Here is a 15,982-nt window from a genome sequence, read left to right on the forward strand (position 1 = left end):
CTGGTGTCGGTGGCCCCTCTTAGACTTGTCGGGTGCCCATTGTTCCCGTCCTTCCCTCTGCAAAGCTCAGTGTCCGCGGTGCCCGCGTGCACAACCTCAAGAACGTCGACATCGACATCCCCCGCGATTCGCTCGTGGTGTTCACCGGCCTGTCGGGCTCGGGTAAGTCGAGTCTCGCGTTCGACACGATCTTCGCCGAGGGGCAGCGCCGCTACGTCGAATCGCTGAGCGCCTACGCGCGCCAGTTCCTCGGCCAGGTCGATCGACCCGACGTCGATTTCATCGAGGGGCTGAGCCCCGCGGTCTCGATCGACCAGAAGTCGACCAACCGCAACCCGCGCTCGACGGTCGGCACGATCACCGAGATCCACGACTACATGCGTCTGCTGTGGGCGCGCATCGGCATCCCGCACTGCCCCGAATGCGGTGAGCGGATCCAGCGACAGACCGTGCAGCAGATCGCCGACCAGCTGATGGAGCTGCCGGAGCGCACTCGCTACCAGGTCGTCGCCCCTGTGGTCACGCAGAAGAAGGGCGAGTTCGTCGACCTCTTCAAAGAGCTCGGCGCCAAGGGGTACTCGCGGGCCATCGTGGATGGCGAGCTCATCCAGCTCGCCGAGCCGCCCAAGCTGAAGAAGAGCTACAAGCACGACATCGCCGTCGTGGTCGACCGGCTCGTGGCATCCGACGACATCCTCGGACGCGTCACCGACTCCGTCGAGACGGCGCTGGGCCTTGCAGGCGGCGTCGTGCAGGTCAACTTCGTCGACGAAGAGGGGGATGCTGCGTGGCAGTCGTTCTCCGAGAAGCTGGCGTGCCCCAACGGCCATCCGATCACGCTCACCGAGATCGAGCCGCGCACCTTCTCGTTCAACGCTCCCTTCGGCGCCTGCCCGGCCTGCTCAGGACTGGGCACGCGCATGTCGGTCGACGTCGACCTCATGCTCGGCGATGAGGACCTCTCGATCCGCGAAGGCGTCATCCTGCCGTGGACGACGCAGGGCAAGGGGCTGTTCCAGTACTACGAGCGACTGCTCGAGGGACTGGCGCAGGATCTGGACTTCTCGCTCGACACGCCTTGGAGTCAACTGCACTCCGACGTGCGCGAGGCCGTGCTTCGCGGCGACAACTTCAAGGTCAGCGTCAAGTGGAAGAACCGCTACGGGCGTGAGATGCGCTACACCTCTGGCTTCGAGGGCGTCGTGCCCTACATCGAGCGCCAGTACCTGCAGGCCGAGTCCGACACGCAGCGCGGTCGGTGGGGCGAGTACCTGCGCGAGGTGCCGTGCCCGGTCTGCGACGGCGCGAGGCTCAAGCCGGAGGTGCTGGCGGTCAAGGTGCACGGGCACTCGATCGCAGAGGTCTCGTCTCTCAGCCTCGCCGATGCCAGCACCTTCATGCACACCCTCGAACTGACCGACCGCGAAGCGAAGATCGCAGCTCAAGTGCTGCGTGAGATCCGGCTGCGGCTCGAATTCTTGCTGCAGGTCGGGCTCGCCTACCTCAATCTCGGACGCTCGGCAGGCTCGCTGTCGGGTGGCGAGGCGCAGCGCATCCGGCTCGCAACCCAGATCGGATCCGGTCTCACCGGCGTGCTGTACGTGCTCGACGAGCCGTCGATCGGTCTGCACCAGCGAGACAACCGGCGACTCATCGAGACACTGCTCAAGCTGCGCGACCTCGGCAACACGCTGATCGTCGTCGAGCACGATGAGGAGACCATCGAATCGGCCGACTGGATCGTCGACATCGGCCCCGGCGCCGGCGTCAACGGCGGAGCGGTCGTGCACTCCGGCCCGTATGCAGCCCTGCTCGAGGAGGCCGACTCGGTCACCGGCGACTACCTGGCCGGGCGGCGTGAGATCCCGACGCCGAGCAAGCGCCGCAAGATCGACAAGAAGCGGATGCTGAGCGTCGTCGGCGCCAGGGCGAACAACCTCAAGAACGTCACCGCCGATTTCCCTCTCGGTGTGCTCACTGCGGTGACCGGCGTGAGCGGGTCGGGCAAGTCGTCGCTGGTGAACGACATCCTCTACCAGGTGCTCGCGGGCCGGCTCAACGGCGCGCGCACCGTGCCCGGCAAGCACACCCGCGTCACCGGACTCGACAACCTCGACAAGGTGGTGCACGTCGATCAGGCGCCGATCGGCCGCACGCCGCGCTCGAACCCGGCGACCTACACCGGAGTGTTCGACCGCATCCGCACCCTGTTCAGCGAGACCCCTGAGGCGAAGGTGCGCGGCTACCTGCCCGGCAGGTTCAGCTTCAACGTCAAGGGCGGGCGCTGCGACGCTTGCTCGGGCGATGGCACGATCAAGATCGAGATGAACTTCCTGCCCGACGTGTACGTCGACTGCGAGGTCTGCCACGGCAAGCGGTACAACCGCGACACCCTCGCCGTGCACTACAAGGGCAAGAACATCGCCGAGGTGCTTGAGATGCCGATCGCCGAGGCTGCGGAGTTCTTCGAGCCGATCCAGGCGATCCACCGGTACATGAAGACGCTGGTGGACGTCGGCCTCGGGTACGTGCGACTCGGCCAGGCGGCGACAACGCTCTCCGGCGGTGAGGCGCAGCGCGTCAAGCTCGCCACCGAACTGCAGCGCCGCAGCAACGGCCGCAGCATCTACGTTCTCGACGAGCCGACCACCGGCCTGCACTTCGAGGACGTGCGCAAGCTGCTCGAGGTGCTGAACGGACTGGTCGACAAGGGCAACACGGTGATCGTGATCGAGCACAACCTCGACGTCATCAAGTCGGCCGACTGGGTGATCGATCTGGGCCCGGAGGGCGGTTCCGGCGGCGGGGAGATCCTCGCCACCGGCACTCCGGAGCAGATCGCTCGAGTGGAGCAGAGCCACACCGGCCGGTTCCTCGCCGAGATCCTCGACGGCCGGGGAGCAGCCGCGATCCGCAAGGCGGGCTGATGGCCGACGTCCTGCCCTACAAGCCGCGGGCGGGGGAGATCCCGACCGACCCCGGCGTCTACCGCTTCCGCGACGCCGAGGGGCGGGTGCTGTACGTCGGCAAGGCGAAGAACCTGCGTCAGCGACTGTCGAACTACTTCGCCCCGCTGCGGACGCTGCACGAGCGCACCAGGCGGATGGTGACGACGGCGACATCCGTGGAATGGACGGTCGTCGCCACCGACGTGGATTCACTGCAGCTCGAGTACATGTGGATCAAGGAGTTCGATCCGCCGTTCAACGTGCGCTACAAGGACGACAAGTCCTACCCGTTCATGGCGATCACCCTCGCCGATGAGGCGCCGAGGGTGATGGTCACCCGCAACCACAAGATCCCAGGGGCACGGTACTTCGGCCCGTACCCGAAGGTGTGGGCGGTTCACGAGACCATCGATCTGATGATCAAGGCGTTCCCGATCCGCACCTGCAGCGACGCCAGCTACCGCCGCGCGATGCAGACGGGGCGGCCCTGCTTTCCAGGGCAGATCGGCAAGTGCGGCGGTCCGTGCTCGATGACGGTCACGATCGAGGAGCATCGTGCGGTGGTCGACGACTTCGTCGCCTTCATGGCCGGCGGTGATGAGCGCTTCACCCGAGACCTCACGAAGCGCATGCACGCGGCTTCAGCAGCCATGGATTACGAGGCCGCCGCGAAGTACCGGGACAAGCTGTCGGCGATCGACGCCGTGCTCGGCAAGAGCGCCCTCGTGCTGCCCGCCGATGAGGACGCCGACCTGTTCGGCGTCGCCGAGGATGAGCTGTCGGCGGCAGTGCACCAGTTCGTGATCCGCGGTGGGCGTGTTCGCGGAGTGCGCTCGCTCGCCGTCGACAAGGAGCTCGACATCTCGAGCGGTGATCTCGTCGATCAGGTGCTGCAGCGCATGTACGGCGACGGCGTCGACATTCCGCGGCGCGTGCTCGTGCCCACCCTGCCAGACGATGCCACAGAACTCGAGCAGTGGCTGCGGGACCGTCGCGGCCGCAAGGTCGAGATCGCCGTCGCCCAGCGCGGACAGCGGGCCGAGCTCATGCGCACCGCGACGCTGAACGCACAGCAGGCGCTGCTGCGGCACAAGACCAGACGCACGAGCGACTACGTTGCACGCACTCAGGCCCTCACCGACCTGCAGGAGGCACTCGGCATGGACGAGGCACCCCTGCGCATCGAGTGCTTCGACATCTCGCATCTCGGCGGCACGAACGTCGTCGCGTCGATGGTCGTCTTCGAGGACGGCCTGCCACGCAAGGACCAGTACCGGTCCTTCAACATCGCCGAGACCACCGACGACACCGACTCGATGTATCAGGTGCTCATGCGCCGCCTGGCGCGTGTCGATTCAGCCCCTGAGCCGGACGTCGAGGCCGAGGCGCTGTCCGACGAGGGGGAGCAGCAGGTGCAGCGGCGCAAGCCGCGGTTCGCCTACCGTCCTCAGCTGCTGGTCGTGGACGGCGGCCAGCCACAGGTCCAGGCTGCTGCGCGTGCCCTGCGTGACAGCGGGCGCACCGATATCGCGCTGTGCGGGATCGCCAAGCGGCTGGAGGAGATCTGGGTGCCGGACGATGATTTTCCGGTGATCCTGCCCCGCACCAGCGAGGCGCTGTACCTGATCCAACGGCTGCGCGATGAGGCGCACCGCTTCGCGATCACACATCAGCGTCGCCGTCGGCGCCGCGACATCCAGTCCGTTCTCAGCGAGATCCCCGGGCTCGGGGCCGCGCGCATCAAGGCGCTGCTCACGCATTTCGGATCGGTGGCGAAGCTTCGCGCTGCCGAGCCCGAGCAGATCGAGCAGGTCTCGGGCATCGGTCCGGCGCTCGCCGCTGTCATCCATGCGCATCTGGCCGGTGAGCGCGGCGCCCTGACTCGCTAGGCTGGTGAACGGGGAAGGGAGCCCGTACATGACGACCCAGCAAGAGGGTGAGTTCCTGATCGTCACCGGCATGTCGGGCGCCGGTCGCACGACAGCCGCGAACGCACTGGAGGATCTCGGCTGGTACGTCGTAGACAACCTGCCGCCGCAGATCCTTCGACCGCTGCTCGAACTCACCGACATGGGGGCGGGCAACCTGCCCAAGGTCGCCGCCGTCGTCGACGTACGCGGTCGCGGACTGTTCGACGACTTCCCCGGAGTCGCGCGGGCCCTGCGTGCGCGCGGAGGCGTCAAGGTGCTCTACCTCGACGCATCGGACGACGTGCTCGTGCGCCGTTTCGAGTCGGTCCGCCGTCCGCACCCGCTGCAGGCGGACGGGACGCTGCTCGACGGCATCCGCACCGAGCGCGCCCGCCTCGGGCCGATCCGCGAAGCCGCGGACATGCTCATCGACACGTCGGCACTGAACATCCACCAGCTCGCGATGCAGGTATCTGAGATGTTCGCTGAGGAGGGGGCTGCGCGGCACCGTGTCACGCTGCTCAGCTTCGGCTTCAAGTACGGTCTGCCGACCGACGTCGACCACGTCGCCGACATGCGCTTCCTGCCGAACCCGTTCTGGCAGGAGGAGCTGCGGGCGCATACCGGCAAGGATGCGGATGTGCGCGACTACGTGCTCTCGCGCCCAGGGGCGGCCGAGTTCCTCGACGCCTACGAGCAGACGCTGCGCCCGGTGCTGGAGGGATACCAGCGCGAGAACAAGACCCATTCGACGATCGCCATCGGGTGCACGGGCGGGAAGCACCGATCCGTGGCGATGTCCGAAGAGCTCGCCAGGCGGCTCACCGGCACTCCCGGTGTCGCCGTGAACGTGCGGCATCGTGATCTGGGACGGGAATGAGCGCCCGCATCGGCCAGTGTGACCACTCACGGCCTTGTAGGCTTGACGTTTGCGTCGCGATCCGACGCGTGGATCGTGAAGGAGTCCCGTGGCACTAACCACCGACGTCAAGGCTGAGCTCGTCAGCGTTCGCAACGCACCCCCGACGGTGCGCGTCGCGGAAGTGACGACCATTCTGCGCTTCGCCGGTGGGCTGCACTCCATCGCGGGTCGCGTCGCCGTCGAGGCCGAGGTGGATGCGGAGACCCTGGCCAAGCGGGTCAGTCGCGATCTCGCCGAGATCTACGGAGTCCGTCCGGAGATTGCGCAGGTCAAGTCCAGCACCGCACAGGTGGGTAACGCATCCGACGGCGCCCGCTGGGCTGTGCGCGTGATCGCCGCTGGCGAGACCCTGGCCAGGCAGACCGGACTTCTCGATGCACGTCGTCGGCCTGTGCGAGGCCTGCCCAACCGCCTCACCACCGGGTCACCTGAGGAACTCGCCGGCATCTGGCGCGGTGCGTTCCTCGCCGCCGGGTCGCTGAGCGAGCCCGGCCGCTCAGCCATGCTCGAGGTGTCGTGCCCTTCAGGTGAGGCGGCCATGGCGCTGGTCGGCGCCGCACACCGCCTCGGCGTCACAGCCAAGGCGCGCGAGGTGCGCGGTCTCCCGCGCGTCGTCGTGCGCGAAGGCGAGGCGATCCAGAAGATCCTCACGGTGATGGGTGCGCGTCGCACCGCGGTCGCGTGGGAGGAGATGCGCCAGCGCCGCGAGGTGCGGGCCGGCGTCAACCGTCTTGTGAACTTCGACGATGCGAACCTGCGCCGCTCCGCGCAGGCCGCCGTCGCCGCCTGCGCGCGAGTCGAGCGCGCACTGGAGATCCTCGGCGACGAGGTGCCGGAGCACCTGCGCACTGCCGGAAGTCTGCGCCTGGCGCACCGCGACGCGAGCCTGGATGAACTCGGTCACCACGCCGAGCCGCCGCTGACCAAGGACGCGGTCGCCGGACGCATCCGCCGACTGCTGGCGATGGCCGACAAGCGCGCGCAGCAGGACGGCATCCCCGGCACCGAGGCCGCAGTGCCCGTCGGACTCGACGACTAGCCTCGACGGTTCTGCGGGAAGGATCCCGTCGCGCCGGGCGTTGCCGTCAGTAGGATGAGAAACGTCTGCTCTGTGATGCACTTCGGCACCGCAGGGGCTCGGTAAGCGCCGCGGCGCGGCGCGGATTGGATGAAATCGACATGGCGACTTACACGCTTCCGGACCTTCCCTACGACTTCGCGGCACTCGAGCCGCACATCAGCGGCAAGATCATGGAACTTCACCATGACAAGCACCACGCCGCCTACGTCGCCGGTGCCAACGCGGCGCTCGACGCCCTCGCCGAGGCGCGTGACAGCGGCAACCTCGCGAACGTCAACAAGCTCGAGAAGGATTTGGCGTTCAACCTCGGCGGCCACGTCAACCACTCGATCTTCTGGACCAACCTGTCGCCGGAGGGCGGCGGACAGCCCGAGGGCGAGCTGAAGGCCGCCATCGACGAGTACTTCGGCTCGTTCGAGAAGTTCCAGGCGCACTTCGCTGCAGCTGCGGCAGGCATCCAGGGCTCCGGCTGGGCCGTGCTCAGCTGGGACCCGATCGGCGCGCGCCTGATCATCCAGCAGATGTTCGACCAGCACTCGAACACCGCGATGGGAACCGTCCCGCTGTTCCAGCTCGACATGTGGGAGCACGCCTTCTACCTCGACTACCTGAATGTGAAGGCCGACTACATCAAGGCCGCCTGGAACATCGCCAACTGGCAGAACGTCGCGCAGCGCTTTGAAACAGCGCGTGAGAAGACCTCCGGACTGCTGGTACTGTCGTAAAAGATGGGCGTCCTGATGGGCGAAATGCCCGTCAGGACGCCGTTGTCCGCGTTATCTGCGAATTTTGCGCATTTCCTTGATTAAGAACCAGGAGACTTTCGTGTCTGTCAAGATCGGTATCAACGGCTTCGGCCGCATCGGACGAAACTTCCTTCGTGCGGCTCTCGCACAGAACGCGGACCTCGAGATCGTCGCGGTCAACGACCTCACCGATAATGCGGCTCTCGCGCACCTGCTGAAGTACGACTCGGTCGGCGGCCCGCTCGGCGTCGAGGTCTCGCACGAGGGCGACGTCATCACCGTCGGTGGCAAGGCCATCAAGGTCTTCGAAGAGCGCGACCCCGCAGCCCTTCCGTGGGGCGAGCTCGGCGTCGACATCGTGATCGAGTCGACCGGGCGCTTCACCAAGGCATCGGATGCCGGCAAGCACATCGCGGGTGGCGCGAAGAAGGTCATCATCTCGGCACCCGGCACGGACGTCGACGGCACCTTCGTCGTCGGTGTGAACGAGGACTCGTACGACGCTGCGAACCACAACATCATCTCGAACGCCTCGTGCACCACGAACTGCCTCGCCCCGCTGGCGAAGGTGTTCAACGACAAGTTCGGCATCCAGCGCGGCTTCATGATGACCGCGCACGCATACACCGCCGACCAGAACCTCCAGGACGGCCCGCACAGCGACCTGCGTCGCGCCCGCGCCGCAGCCATCAACATCGTTCCCGCGTCGACCGGCGCAGCCAAGGCGATCGGCCTCGTTCTGCCCGAGCTCAACGGCAAGCTCAGCGGCTCCTCGTACCGCGTCCCCGTTCCCACCGGCTCGATCGTCGACCTCACGATCGTCTCCGATCGCGATGACCTCACGGTCGAGGAGATCAACGCCGCGTACCGCGAGGCCGCTGCAGAGGGACGCCTGGACGGCATCCTGCAGTACACCGAGGACCCCATCGTCTCGAGCGACATCCAGCTCAACCCGCACTCGTCGATCTTCGACGCCGAGCTGACCAACGTCAGCGGCAACCTCGTCAAGGTGTCGAGCTGGTACGACAACGAGTGGGGCTACTCGAACCGTCTGGTCGACCTGACCGAGTACGTCGCCGAGCGTCTCTGAGCCTATGGCCCTGCGCACCCTCGACTCTCTCGGGTCGCTCCAAGGCAAGCGCGTCATCGTCCGCTGTGATCTCAACGTCCCGCTGCGGGACGGGGAGATCACGGACGATGGTCGCGTCCGCGCTTCGCTGCCGACCCTCCGGGCCCTGATCGGCGCGGGAGCACGTGTGATCGTGTGCTCGCACCTGGGCCGTCCCGACGGCGCACCCGATCCGCAGTACAGCCTCGAACCGGTCGCGAAGCGCCTGGCAGAGCTGCTCGAATCGCCTGTCGCGTTCGCGACCGACACCGTCGGCGCATCGGCGCAGGAAGCCGTGTCGGCACTCCAGGACGGCGACGTCGTCGTGCTCGAGAACCTGCGGTTCAACGCAGGGGAGACCGCCAAGGACGACGCCACCCGTCGTGCATTCGCCACTGAGCTCGCCGCACTCGGCGACGCGATGGTGTCGGACGGCTTCGGGGTCGTGCATCGCAAACAGGCGAGCGTCTACGACCTCGCCGAGCTGCTGCCCTCTGCCGCCGGACTCCTCATCGCGACGGAGCTCGACGTTCTCGATCGCCTGACCGAGAATCCGCAGCGCCCGTACACCGTGGTGCTCGGCGGGTCGAAGGTCAGCGACAAGCTGGGCGTCATCTCGCACCTGCTGCCGCGGGTCGATCGTCTTCTCATCGGCGGCGGGATGCTGTTCACCTTCCTCGCAGCGCAGGGTCATGCCGTGGCATCCAGCCTGCTCGAGAAGGACCAGCTCGAGACGGTGCGCGGGTACATCGCCGACGCTGAGAAGCGCGGCGTCGAGCTCGTGCTCCCGACCGACGTCGTCGTCGCCTCCGGTTTCGCGGCTGACGCCGCACACGAGATCGTCGCGGCGGATGCCATCGAGGAGAGCTCTTTCGGGGCATCCGGCATCGGTCTGGACATCGGTCCGGACACGGCAGTGGCCTTCGCGGACGCCGTGCGCGGCTCGAGGACCGTGTTCTGGAACGGCCCGATGGGCGTGTTCGAGTTCGCGGCGTTCGCTGCCGGCACCAAGGCCGTCGCCGAGGCGCTCACCGAGGTCGATGGCCTCAGCGTGGTCGGCGGTGGCGACTCGGCCGCTGCCGTGCGACAGCTCGGCTTCGATGACGATCAGTTCGGACACATCTCGACGGGCGGAGGCGCCAGCCTCGAGTTCCTCGAGGGCAAGAAGCTCCCAGGCCTGGAGGTACTCGGATGGCAATCATGAAGCGCACCCCGCTGATCGCGGGGAACTGGAAGATGAACCTCGACCACCTGCAGGCGGTCGCGACTGTGCAGAAGCTGCACTGGACGCTGAAGGATGCCGGGCACCAGGGTGACACGGTCGAGGTGGCCGTGTTCCCGCCGTTCACCGACATCCGCAGCGTGCAGACGCTGATCGACGCGGACAAGATCCCCTTCGCGCTCGGCGCGCAGGACGTCTCGGCACATGACTCGGGCGCGTACACCGGCGAGGTCTCCGGTGCGTTCCTGTCGAAGCTCGGGGTCGGCTACGTGATCATTGGTCACTCGGAGCGTCGTGAGTACCACAGCGAGAGCGACGAACTGGTGGGCGCCAAGGTCAAGGCGGCGCTGAAGCACGGCCTCGTGCCGGTGATCTGCGTCGGCGAGAGCGCCGAGGACCTTGAGAAGTTCGGCGCCAGCGCCGTGCCAGCAGGGCAGCTCGAGAAGGCGCTCGACGGCGTGCCGGCATCCGCCGACATCGTCGTCGCCTACGAGCCGGTGTGGGCGATCGGCTCCGGCCAGGCGGCCACTCCCGCTCAGGCGCAGGAAGTCTGCGCCGCGCTGCGAGGTGTGATCGGTCGTGTCCTCGACGAGGATGCCGCGGCACGCACGCGCGTGCTGTACGGCGGATCGGTGAAGTCGAGCAACATCGCGAGCTTCCTGCGCGAACCCGATATCGACGGCGCTCTGGTGGGCGGTGCGAGCCTCGTCGTGGACGAATTCGCTGCGATCGTCCGCTTCGAGAAGCACGTCGGCGTGTGAGGCGGACGAGGTGCGTGAGCGCCTCGTCCTATAATTGACCGCTAGGTGGGTCGACCGGCCCCCGTGAAAGGCTTCTTCGTGCTGGTACTCGAGTTCGTGCTGCAGGTGCTGATGGGCATCACCAGTGTTCTGCTGACGCTCCTCATCCTTCTCCACAAGGGTCGCGGTGGCGGCCTGTCCGACATGTTCGGCGGCGGTATGTCCGCGGCCGTCGGGTCCTCGGGTCTTGCTGAGCGGAACCTCAACCGGTTCACGGTCGTGCTCGCGCTGGTGTGGTTCGTGTCCATCGTGGCCCTCGGGCTCATCACGAAGTTCCAGGTGATCTGATGGCCACCGGTGGCAACGCGATCCGCGGCACGCGGGTCGGATCCGGCCCGATGGGCGAACAGGACCACGGCTATCACGCCGACCGCATCGCGGTGTCCTACTGGGATGGCCTCGGCAACGAGACGATCCGCTACTTCGCTGCAGGACTGCCTGACGAAGAGATCCCGGACACGATCGATCACCCGCAGAGCGGACTTCCCGCGGGGCGCGACCAGAAGAACCCGCCGGCCCTCACCAAGGCCGAGCCGTACAAGACGCACCTCGCATACGTGAAGGAGCGTCGCACCGACGAAGAGGCCGAACAGCTTCTCGAGGATGCGCTCACGCAGCTGCGCGAGCGTCGCGGCGGCAAGTGACGGTCTGACCGCACACACACGACGAAATACGACCTCCGGGACCTCGAGTCCCGGAGGTTGTCTCGTTCTCGCGCGACCTCGGCGTCATCGGCAGGATGCCGCGGCTGCCTGCATGTCCTTCGAGGGAACGCCGTACTCATCGGCGCCGGACTCGTACGCGGAGTAGCCCCAGCTCATCGCCCAGGCCGTCGCCCACTGCTCGTTGGCCGGTTGGCGCTCCCAGTCGAACTTCTCGTAGCACTTCGCTGAGATCGAATGACCGACCTCGTGGGCGACGAGCGAGCGCATCCGATCGCTCGGCCAGTACCTGGCGACTGAGTTCGTGAGCGTGATGTGCGACGTGCCGCCGTCTTCGCTGTCCCACGTCGCCGTACCGGCAGCGGAGTCGCCGGCCCCCTGCCCGAGCAGGCTCTCGGTCCAGACGAACTCCAGGAGCACGCCACCGGAGAGTGAGCGGGCGTACGTCTCGGCCTTGCGGCGTGCATCGAAGAGCGGTCCCGCCTTGGCCGCGCGCTCCGCCTTCGCAGAGGCCTGCACGGCGATCACCGCCTTGTCGAGCTCGAGAAGCATGTCGGATGCGCCCTCATTGAAGCGCGATTCCTGTTGGACGCTGTCCGCCGCCTTGCGCAGGGCGATGACGGGCGCGAAGCGCGCCTCCACCGTCGCGGCCTCGATCGCCGGGACGGCCTCGTTCGCGGAGCGGAGTATCCCAGTGCCCAACTCGGTCAGATCCTTCGTCGTGCCGCTCAGCGATCGAGCCGCCGACTCCTGGGCGTCGGTGCGGTCATCGAGCGCGGCTGTGCCCTCGCGCAGGTCGGATGCCGCGGGGAAGAGCTCCCACGCGGGCAGTGGCTTCGCGTTCGGCGTCGAAGGGGCAGTGAGTCCGATTGCCGCTGCGTCGTCGCGTTCCTGCGCCAGCCCCGCGGCTGCCTCGCCGAGCGCCTTGCGGTCTGCGTCGCTGAGGAGTTCGGGTGACGTGACGCCGTCCACCGCTATCGCGGCGTCGGTGATGCCGCCTGCGTAGTCCATCGTCTCGGACAGCGTGAGTGTGGCGGGCTCGGCCGCCTCACGGGACTGCAGGAATGCCGCCTCGGCATCGTCGTAGTCGAGGTTCGCCCACAGCTGCACGCCGCCGCAGACGAGACCTGCCAGCACGACTGCGCCGGTCGCCCAGATCCACCCTCGGCGACGGCGACGTCTGACCGGCGCGGGAGACTCGGTCTCGTATGCGACCGGCTGCTCCGGCGTCGTGTCCTCCATGCGCAGATCATCGCATAAGCCGCAGGGCGACACGCACGGAATGAACAAGGCCCCCGCCGTCTGGCGAGGGCCTTGCAAGGTGGAGGGGCTGACGAGAATCGAACTCGCATCATCTGTTTGGAAGACAGAGGCTTTACCACTAAGCTACAGCCCCGCGAACGCTCCGCTGAGTGGGGCGCCTCGTAAAGCATAGCGGACAGATCCGGTTCTCCCGTCCGTTAGACTCGTGGAGGCCGTTCCCGTGCGCGGGTTCAAGCCGGGGCGTAGCTCAGCTTGGTAGAGCGCCCGCTTTGGGAGCGGGAGGTCGCAGGTTCAAATCCTGTCGCCCCGACCACGGCATCCGACTTCACGACCGCGCCGTTCGTGCGGAAACCACAAGGAGAAACACCAGCATGGCCAACAGCACCGTCGAGAAGCTTTCCCCGACTCGGGTCAAGCTCACCATCACGGTCACCCCCGAGGACCTGAAGCCCAGCATCGCGCACGCCTACGAGCACATCGCTCAGGACGTGCAGATCCCCGGCTTCCGCAAGGGCAAGGTTCCGGCTCCGATCATCGACCAGCGCGTCGGCCGTGGTGCGGTCATCGAGCACGCCGTCAACGAGGCGCTCGACCGCTTCTTCCGTGAGGCCGCTGCCGAGCACAACGTGCGTGTCGTCGGTCGCCCCGCTGCCGACATCACCCAGTGGCCGAACGAGAAGGACTTCTCCGGCGATCTGCTCGTCGACGTCGAGGTCGACGTGCGCCCCGACATCGAGCTGCCGAACCTCGCAGACGTCACCATCACTGTCGACGCGCTCGCCGCAGACGACGCCGCCCTGGACGCAGAGCTCGACGAGCTGCGCGCCCGCTTCGGCACCCTGATCCCCGTTGACCGTCCGGCCGCGAACGGCGACTTCGTCGAGCTCGACCTCGTCGCCAGCATCGACGGCACCGAGATCGACCGCGCTGACGGCGTCTCGTACGAGATCGGCTCCGGCCAGCTGCTCGAGGGAATCGATGAGGCCCTCGACTCGCTCACCGCAGGCGAGGAGACCACGTTCCGCTCGACGCTCGTCGGCGGTGACCACGCCGGTGAGGACGCCGAGGTGGCCGTCACGCTGAAGGCTGTCAAGGAGCGCGAGCTTCCTGAGGCCGACGACGACTTCGCGCAGATGGCATCCGAGTTCGACACGATCGCCGAGCTGCGCGACAGCCTCGTCGAGCGCGTCGCCCAGCAGGGTGTCTTCACGCAGGGCGCTGCTGCGCGCGACCAGCTCATCGAGACGCTGCTCGAGCAGGTCGAGATCCCGGTCCCGCCGCAGCTCATCGAGGACGAGGTGCACAACCACCTCGAGTCCGAGAACCGTCTCGAGGACGACGAGCACCGTGCCGAGGTCACCGAGGCGAGCGAGAAGCAGTTCCGCACGCAGGTGCTGCTCGACGCCATCGCCGAGGATGCCAACGTGCAGGTCTCGCAGGAGGAGCTCAGCCAGTACCTCATCCAGTCGGCAGCGCAGTACGGCATGCAGCCGCAGGAGTTCGTCGAGGCACTGCAGGGTGCCGGCCAGCTGCAGTCGCTCGTCGGTGAGGTCGCCCGCAACAAGGCCCTCGCCGCCACGCTCGGCAAGGTGGCCATCGTCGACAGCAACGGCAAGGCCGTCGACCTGTCGGAGTTCATCGGCGACGCCGAGGACGAGGACGCCTCCGCCGAGGACGAGGACGCCTCCGCCGAGGAGGCCCCGGTCGAGGAGAAGCCGGCCAAGAAGGCTCCGGCCAAGAAGGCCGCCGCCAAGAAGGACGCCGACGCGGAGGGCGAGAAGAAGCCCGCCGCGAAGAAGGCTCCGGCGAAGAAGAAGGCTACGGGCGAAGCGGCGCACTGAGCGAGCGAAGCGAGTCGAAGCGAAGGACGACGCCGACAAGGCCGAGTGATCGACGCTCATTGACAAGGGGGCGGATGCTGCGGCATCCGCCCCTTCGTCGTCTCCGCACCCCGCCACGCTGATATGCCTACGGCGAACACGGGCGAAGCGCGATCCGCCCGCCGGTAGATTCGAATCACCGAAACACGGAAACAGGAGCTGACATGGCTGAACCACTGATGGCGACAAGCGTCTTCGACAGGCTGCTGAAGGATCGCATCATCTGGCTGGGCTCTGAGGTGCGCGATGAGAACGCGAATGAGATCTGCGCGAAGATCCTCCTTCTCGCCGCCGAGGATCCCGAGAAGGACATCTACCTCTACATCAACTCGCCCGGTGGCTCGATCACCGCGGGCATGGCGATCTACGACACCATGCAGTTCGTCCCGAACGACATCGTCACGGTGGGCATCGGCATGGCGGCCTCGATGGGGCAGCTGCTGCTGACCAGCGGCACCAAGGGCAAGCGCTACATCACCCCGAACGCCCGCGTTCTGCTGCACCAGCCGCATGGTGGCTTCGGCGGCACGTCGAGCGACATCCAGACCCAGGCCCAGCTCATCCTCTCGATGAAGCGCCGCCTCGCCGAGATCACGGCGGGCCAGACCGGCAAGACGGTCGAGCAGATCAACGAGGACGGCGACCGGGACCGCTGGTTCACGGCCGATGAGGCCCTCGAGTACGGATTCGTCGACCACATCCGCGAGCACGCCAGTGACGTGCACGGCGGCGGCGGCACCGGCGCGGACAAGTAAAGGCAGGAAGACACCTATGTACACCCCCACGTTCCGCGCCGCCGGCAACCTGCCCTCCAGCCGCTACGTGCTGCCGCAGTTCGAGGAGCGCACGGCATACGGCTTCAAGCGTCAGGACCCGTACAACAAGCTGTTCGAAGACCGCGTGATCTTCCTCGGCGTGCAGGTCGATGATGCGTCCGCCGACGATGTCATGGCTCAGCTGCTCGTGCTCGAGAGCCAGGACGCCGAGCGCGACATCACCATGTACATCAACTCGCCCGGTGGCTCGTTCACGGCGATGACGGCGATCTACGACACCATGCAGTACGTGGCGCCGCACATCCAGACCGTCGTGCTCGGCCAGGCGGCGTCCGCGGCGTCCGTGCTGCTCGCCGCTGGCGCACCGGGCAAGCGTCTCGCACTGCCCAACGCCCGCGTGCTCATGCACCAGCCGGCGATGGGTGAGGCCGGCCAGGGTCAGGCATCCGATATCGAGATCCAGGCCGCTGAGATCCTGCGCATGCGCACCTGGCTCGAAGAGACCATGGCCCGGCACACGGGCCAGGCGGTCGAGAAGGTCCACAAGGACATCGACCGCGACAAGATCCTCTCGGCGCAGGAAGCGCTCGAGTACGGTGTCGTCGATCAGGTGCTCACCTCGCGCAAGCGCGGCTGACACTGCGCGTCAGAAGGCGGTCCGGCA

At 67.0% G+C, this 15,982-nt stretch carries 14 protein-coding genes and 2 tRNA genes; 14 read left to right on the plus strand and 2 right to left on the minus strand.

Features of this window, described 5'->3' with window-relative positions; all coding sequences use genetic code 11:
• Positions 1-32: 32 nt before the first annotated feature.
• The 10 genes from uvrA (at position 33) to MNR00_RS06950 (ending at position 11,381) form a co-directional block, all read left to right on the plus strand.
• Positions 33-2,927, plus strand: coding sequence for an excinuclease ABC subunit UvrA (gene uvrA / locus MNR00_RS06905; protein WP_241928416.1), 2,895 nt, complete (start codon positions 33-35; stop codon positions 2,925-2,927).
• On the plus strand, positions 2,927-4,837 hold the full coding sequence (uvrC, locus tag MNR00_RS06910) for an excinuclease ABC subunit UvrC (RefSeq protein ID WP_241928417.1): 1,911 nt from the start codon (positions 2,927-2,929) through the stop codon (positions 4,835-4,837). The genes uvrA and uvrC overlap by 1 nt, the downstream gene beginning before the upstream one ends.
• Positions 4,838-4,865: 28 nt before the next feature.
• Positions 4,866-5,738 (plus strand): RNase adapter RapZ, encoded by an 873-nt coding sequence (rapZ, locus tag MNR00_RS06915; protein ID WP_241928418.1) that lies wholly within the window; start codon positions 4,866-4,868, stop codon positions 5,736-5,738.
• Positions 5,739-5,826: 88 nt separating this feature from the next.
• Positions 5,827-6,819, plus strand: a complete 993-nt coding sequence (gene whiA / locus MNR00_RS06920) for a DNA-binding protein WhiA (RefSeq protein ID WP_241928419.1) — start codon at positions 5,827-5,829, stop codon at positions 6,817-6,819.
• 140 nt (positions 6,820-6,959) lie between these two features.
• The gene (locus MNR00_RS06925; RefSeq protein ID WP_241928420.1) at positions 6,960-7,586 is read left to right on the plus strand and encodes a superoxide dismutase; all 627 of its coding nucleotides are present in this window, start codon (positions 6,960-6,962) and stop codon (positions 7,584-7,586) included.
• A gap of 100 nt (positions 7,587-7,686) precedes the next feature.
• Complete coding sequence (gap, locus tag MNR00_RS06930) at positions 7,687-8,697, plus strand: type I glyceraldehyde-3-phosphate dehydrogenase (protein WP_241928421.1); 1,011 nt, start codon at positions 7,687-7,689, stop codon at positions 8,695-8,697.
• A gap of 4 nt (positions 8,698-8,701) precedes the next feature.
• Complete coding sequence (locus MNR00_RS06935) at positions 8,702-9,919, plus strand: phosphoglycerate kinase (RefSeq protein ID WP_241928422.1); 1,218 nt, start codon at positions 8,702-8,704, stop codon at positions 9,917-9,919.
• On the plus strand, positions 9,916-10,698 hold the full coding sequence (gene tpiA / locus MNR00_RS06940) for a triose-phosphate isomerase (RefSeq protein ID WP_241928423.1): 783 nt from the start codon (positions 9,916-9,918) through the stop codon (positions 10,696-10,698). Before MNR00_RS06935 ends, tpiA begins: the two co-directional genes overlap by 4 nt.
• Positions 10,699-10,776: 78 nt before the next feature.
• Positions 10,777-11,025 (plus strand): preprotein translocase subunit SecG, encoded by a 249-nt coding sequence (secG, locus tag MNR00_RS06945; RefSeq protein WP_241928424.1) that lies wholly within the window; start codon positions 10,777-10,779, stop codon positions 11,023-11,025.
• Positions 11,025-11,381, plus strand: coding sequence for an RNA polymerase-binding protein RbpA (locus MNR00_RS06950; protein WP_241928425.1), 357 nt, complete (start codon positions 11,025-11,027; stop codon positions 11,379-11,381). The genes secG and MNR00_RS06950 overlap by 1 nt, the downstream gene beginning before the upstream one ends.
• An 84-nt stretch (positions 11,382-11,465) precedes the next feature.
• Here the strand turns inward: MNR00_RS06950 and MNR00_RS06955 are convergent, their stop codons facing one another.
• Both MNR00_RS06955 and MNR00_RS06960 read right to left on the minus strand, forming a co-directional pair.
• Positions 11,466-12,641, minus strand: a complete 1,176-nt coding sequence (locus MNR00_RS06955; RefSeq protein ID WP_241928426.1) for a hypothetical protein — start codon at positions 12,639-12,641, stop codon at positions 11,466-11,468.
• 80 nt (positions 12,642-12,721) lie between these two features.
• Positions 12,722-12,795 (minus strand) — tRNA-Gly (locus MNR00_RS06960).
• Between the two features lie 103 nt (positions 12,796-12,898).
• Here MNR00_RS06960 and MNR00_RS06965 point away from each other — a divergent pair.
• From MNR00_RS06965 to MNR00_RS06980, 4 genes are all read left to right on the plus strand, one after another.
• Positions 12,899-12,975, plus strand: a tRNA-Pro gene (locus MNR00_RS06965).
• A 58-nt stretch (positions 12,976-13,033) separates the two neighbouring features.
• A complete protein-coding gene (gene tig / locus MNR00_RS06970) occupies positions 13,034-14,503 on the plus strand; it encodes a trigger factor (protein ID WP_241928427.1) in 1,470 nt (489 codons plus the stop codon).
• A 203-nt stretch (positions 14,504-14,706) separates the two neighbouring features.
• Positions 14,707-15,297: an ATP-dependent Clp protease proteolytic subunit gene (locus MNR00_RS06975; protein ID WP_241928428.1), complete on the plus strand. Its 591-nt coding sequence runs from the start codon at positions 14,707-14,709 to the stop codon at positions 15,295-15,297.
• A gap of 16 nt (positions 15,298-15,313) precedes the next feature.
• Positions 15,314-15,955: an ATP-dependent Clp protease proteolytic subunit gene (locus MNR00_RS06980; RefSeq protein WP_241928429.1), complete on the plus strand. Its 642-nt coding sequence runs from the start codon at positions 15,314-15,316 to the stop codon at positions 15,953-15,955.
• The last annotated feature ends 27 nt before the right edge of the window (positions 15,956-15,982 follow it).

The sequence above is a fragment of the Microbacterium sp. H1-D42 genome, assembly GCF_022637555.1.
Classification (GTDB): Bacteria; Actinomycetota; Actinomycetes; order Actinomycetales; family Microbacteriaceae; genus Microbacterium.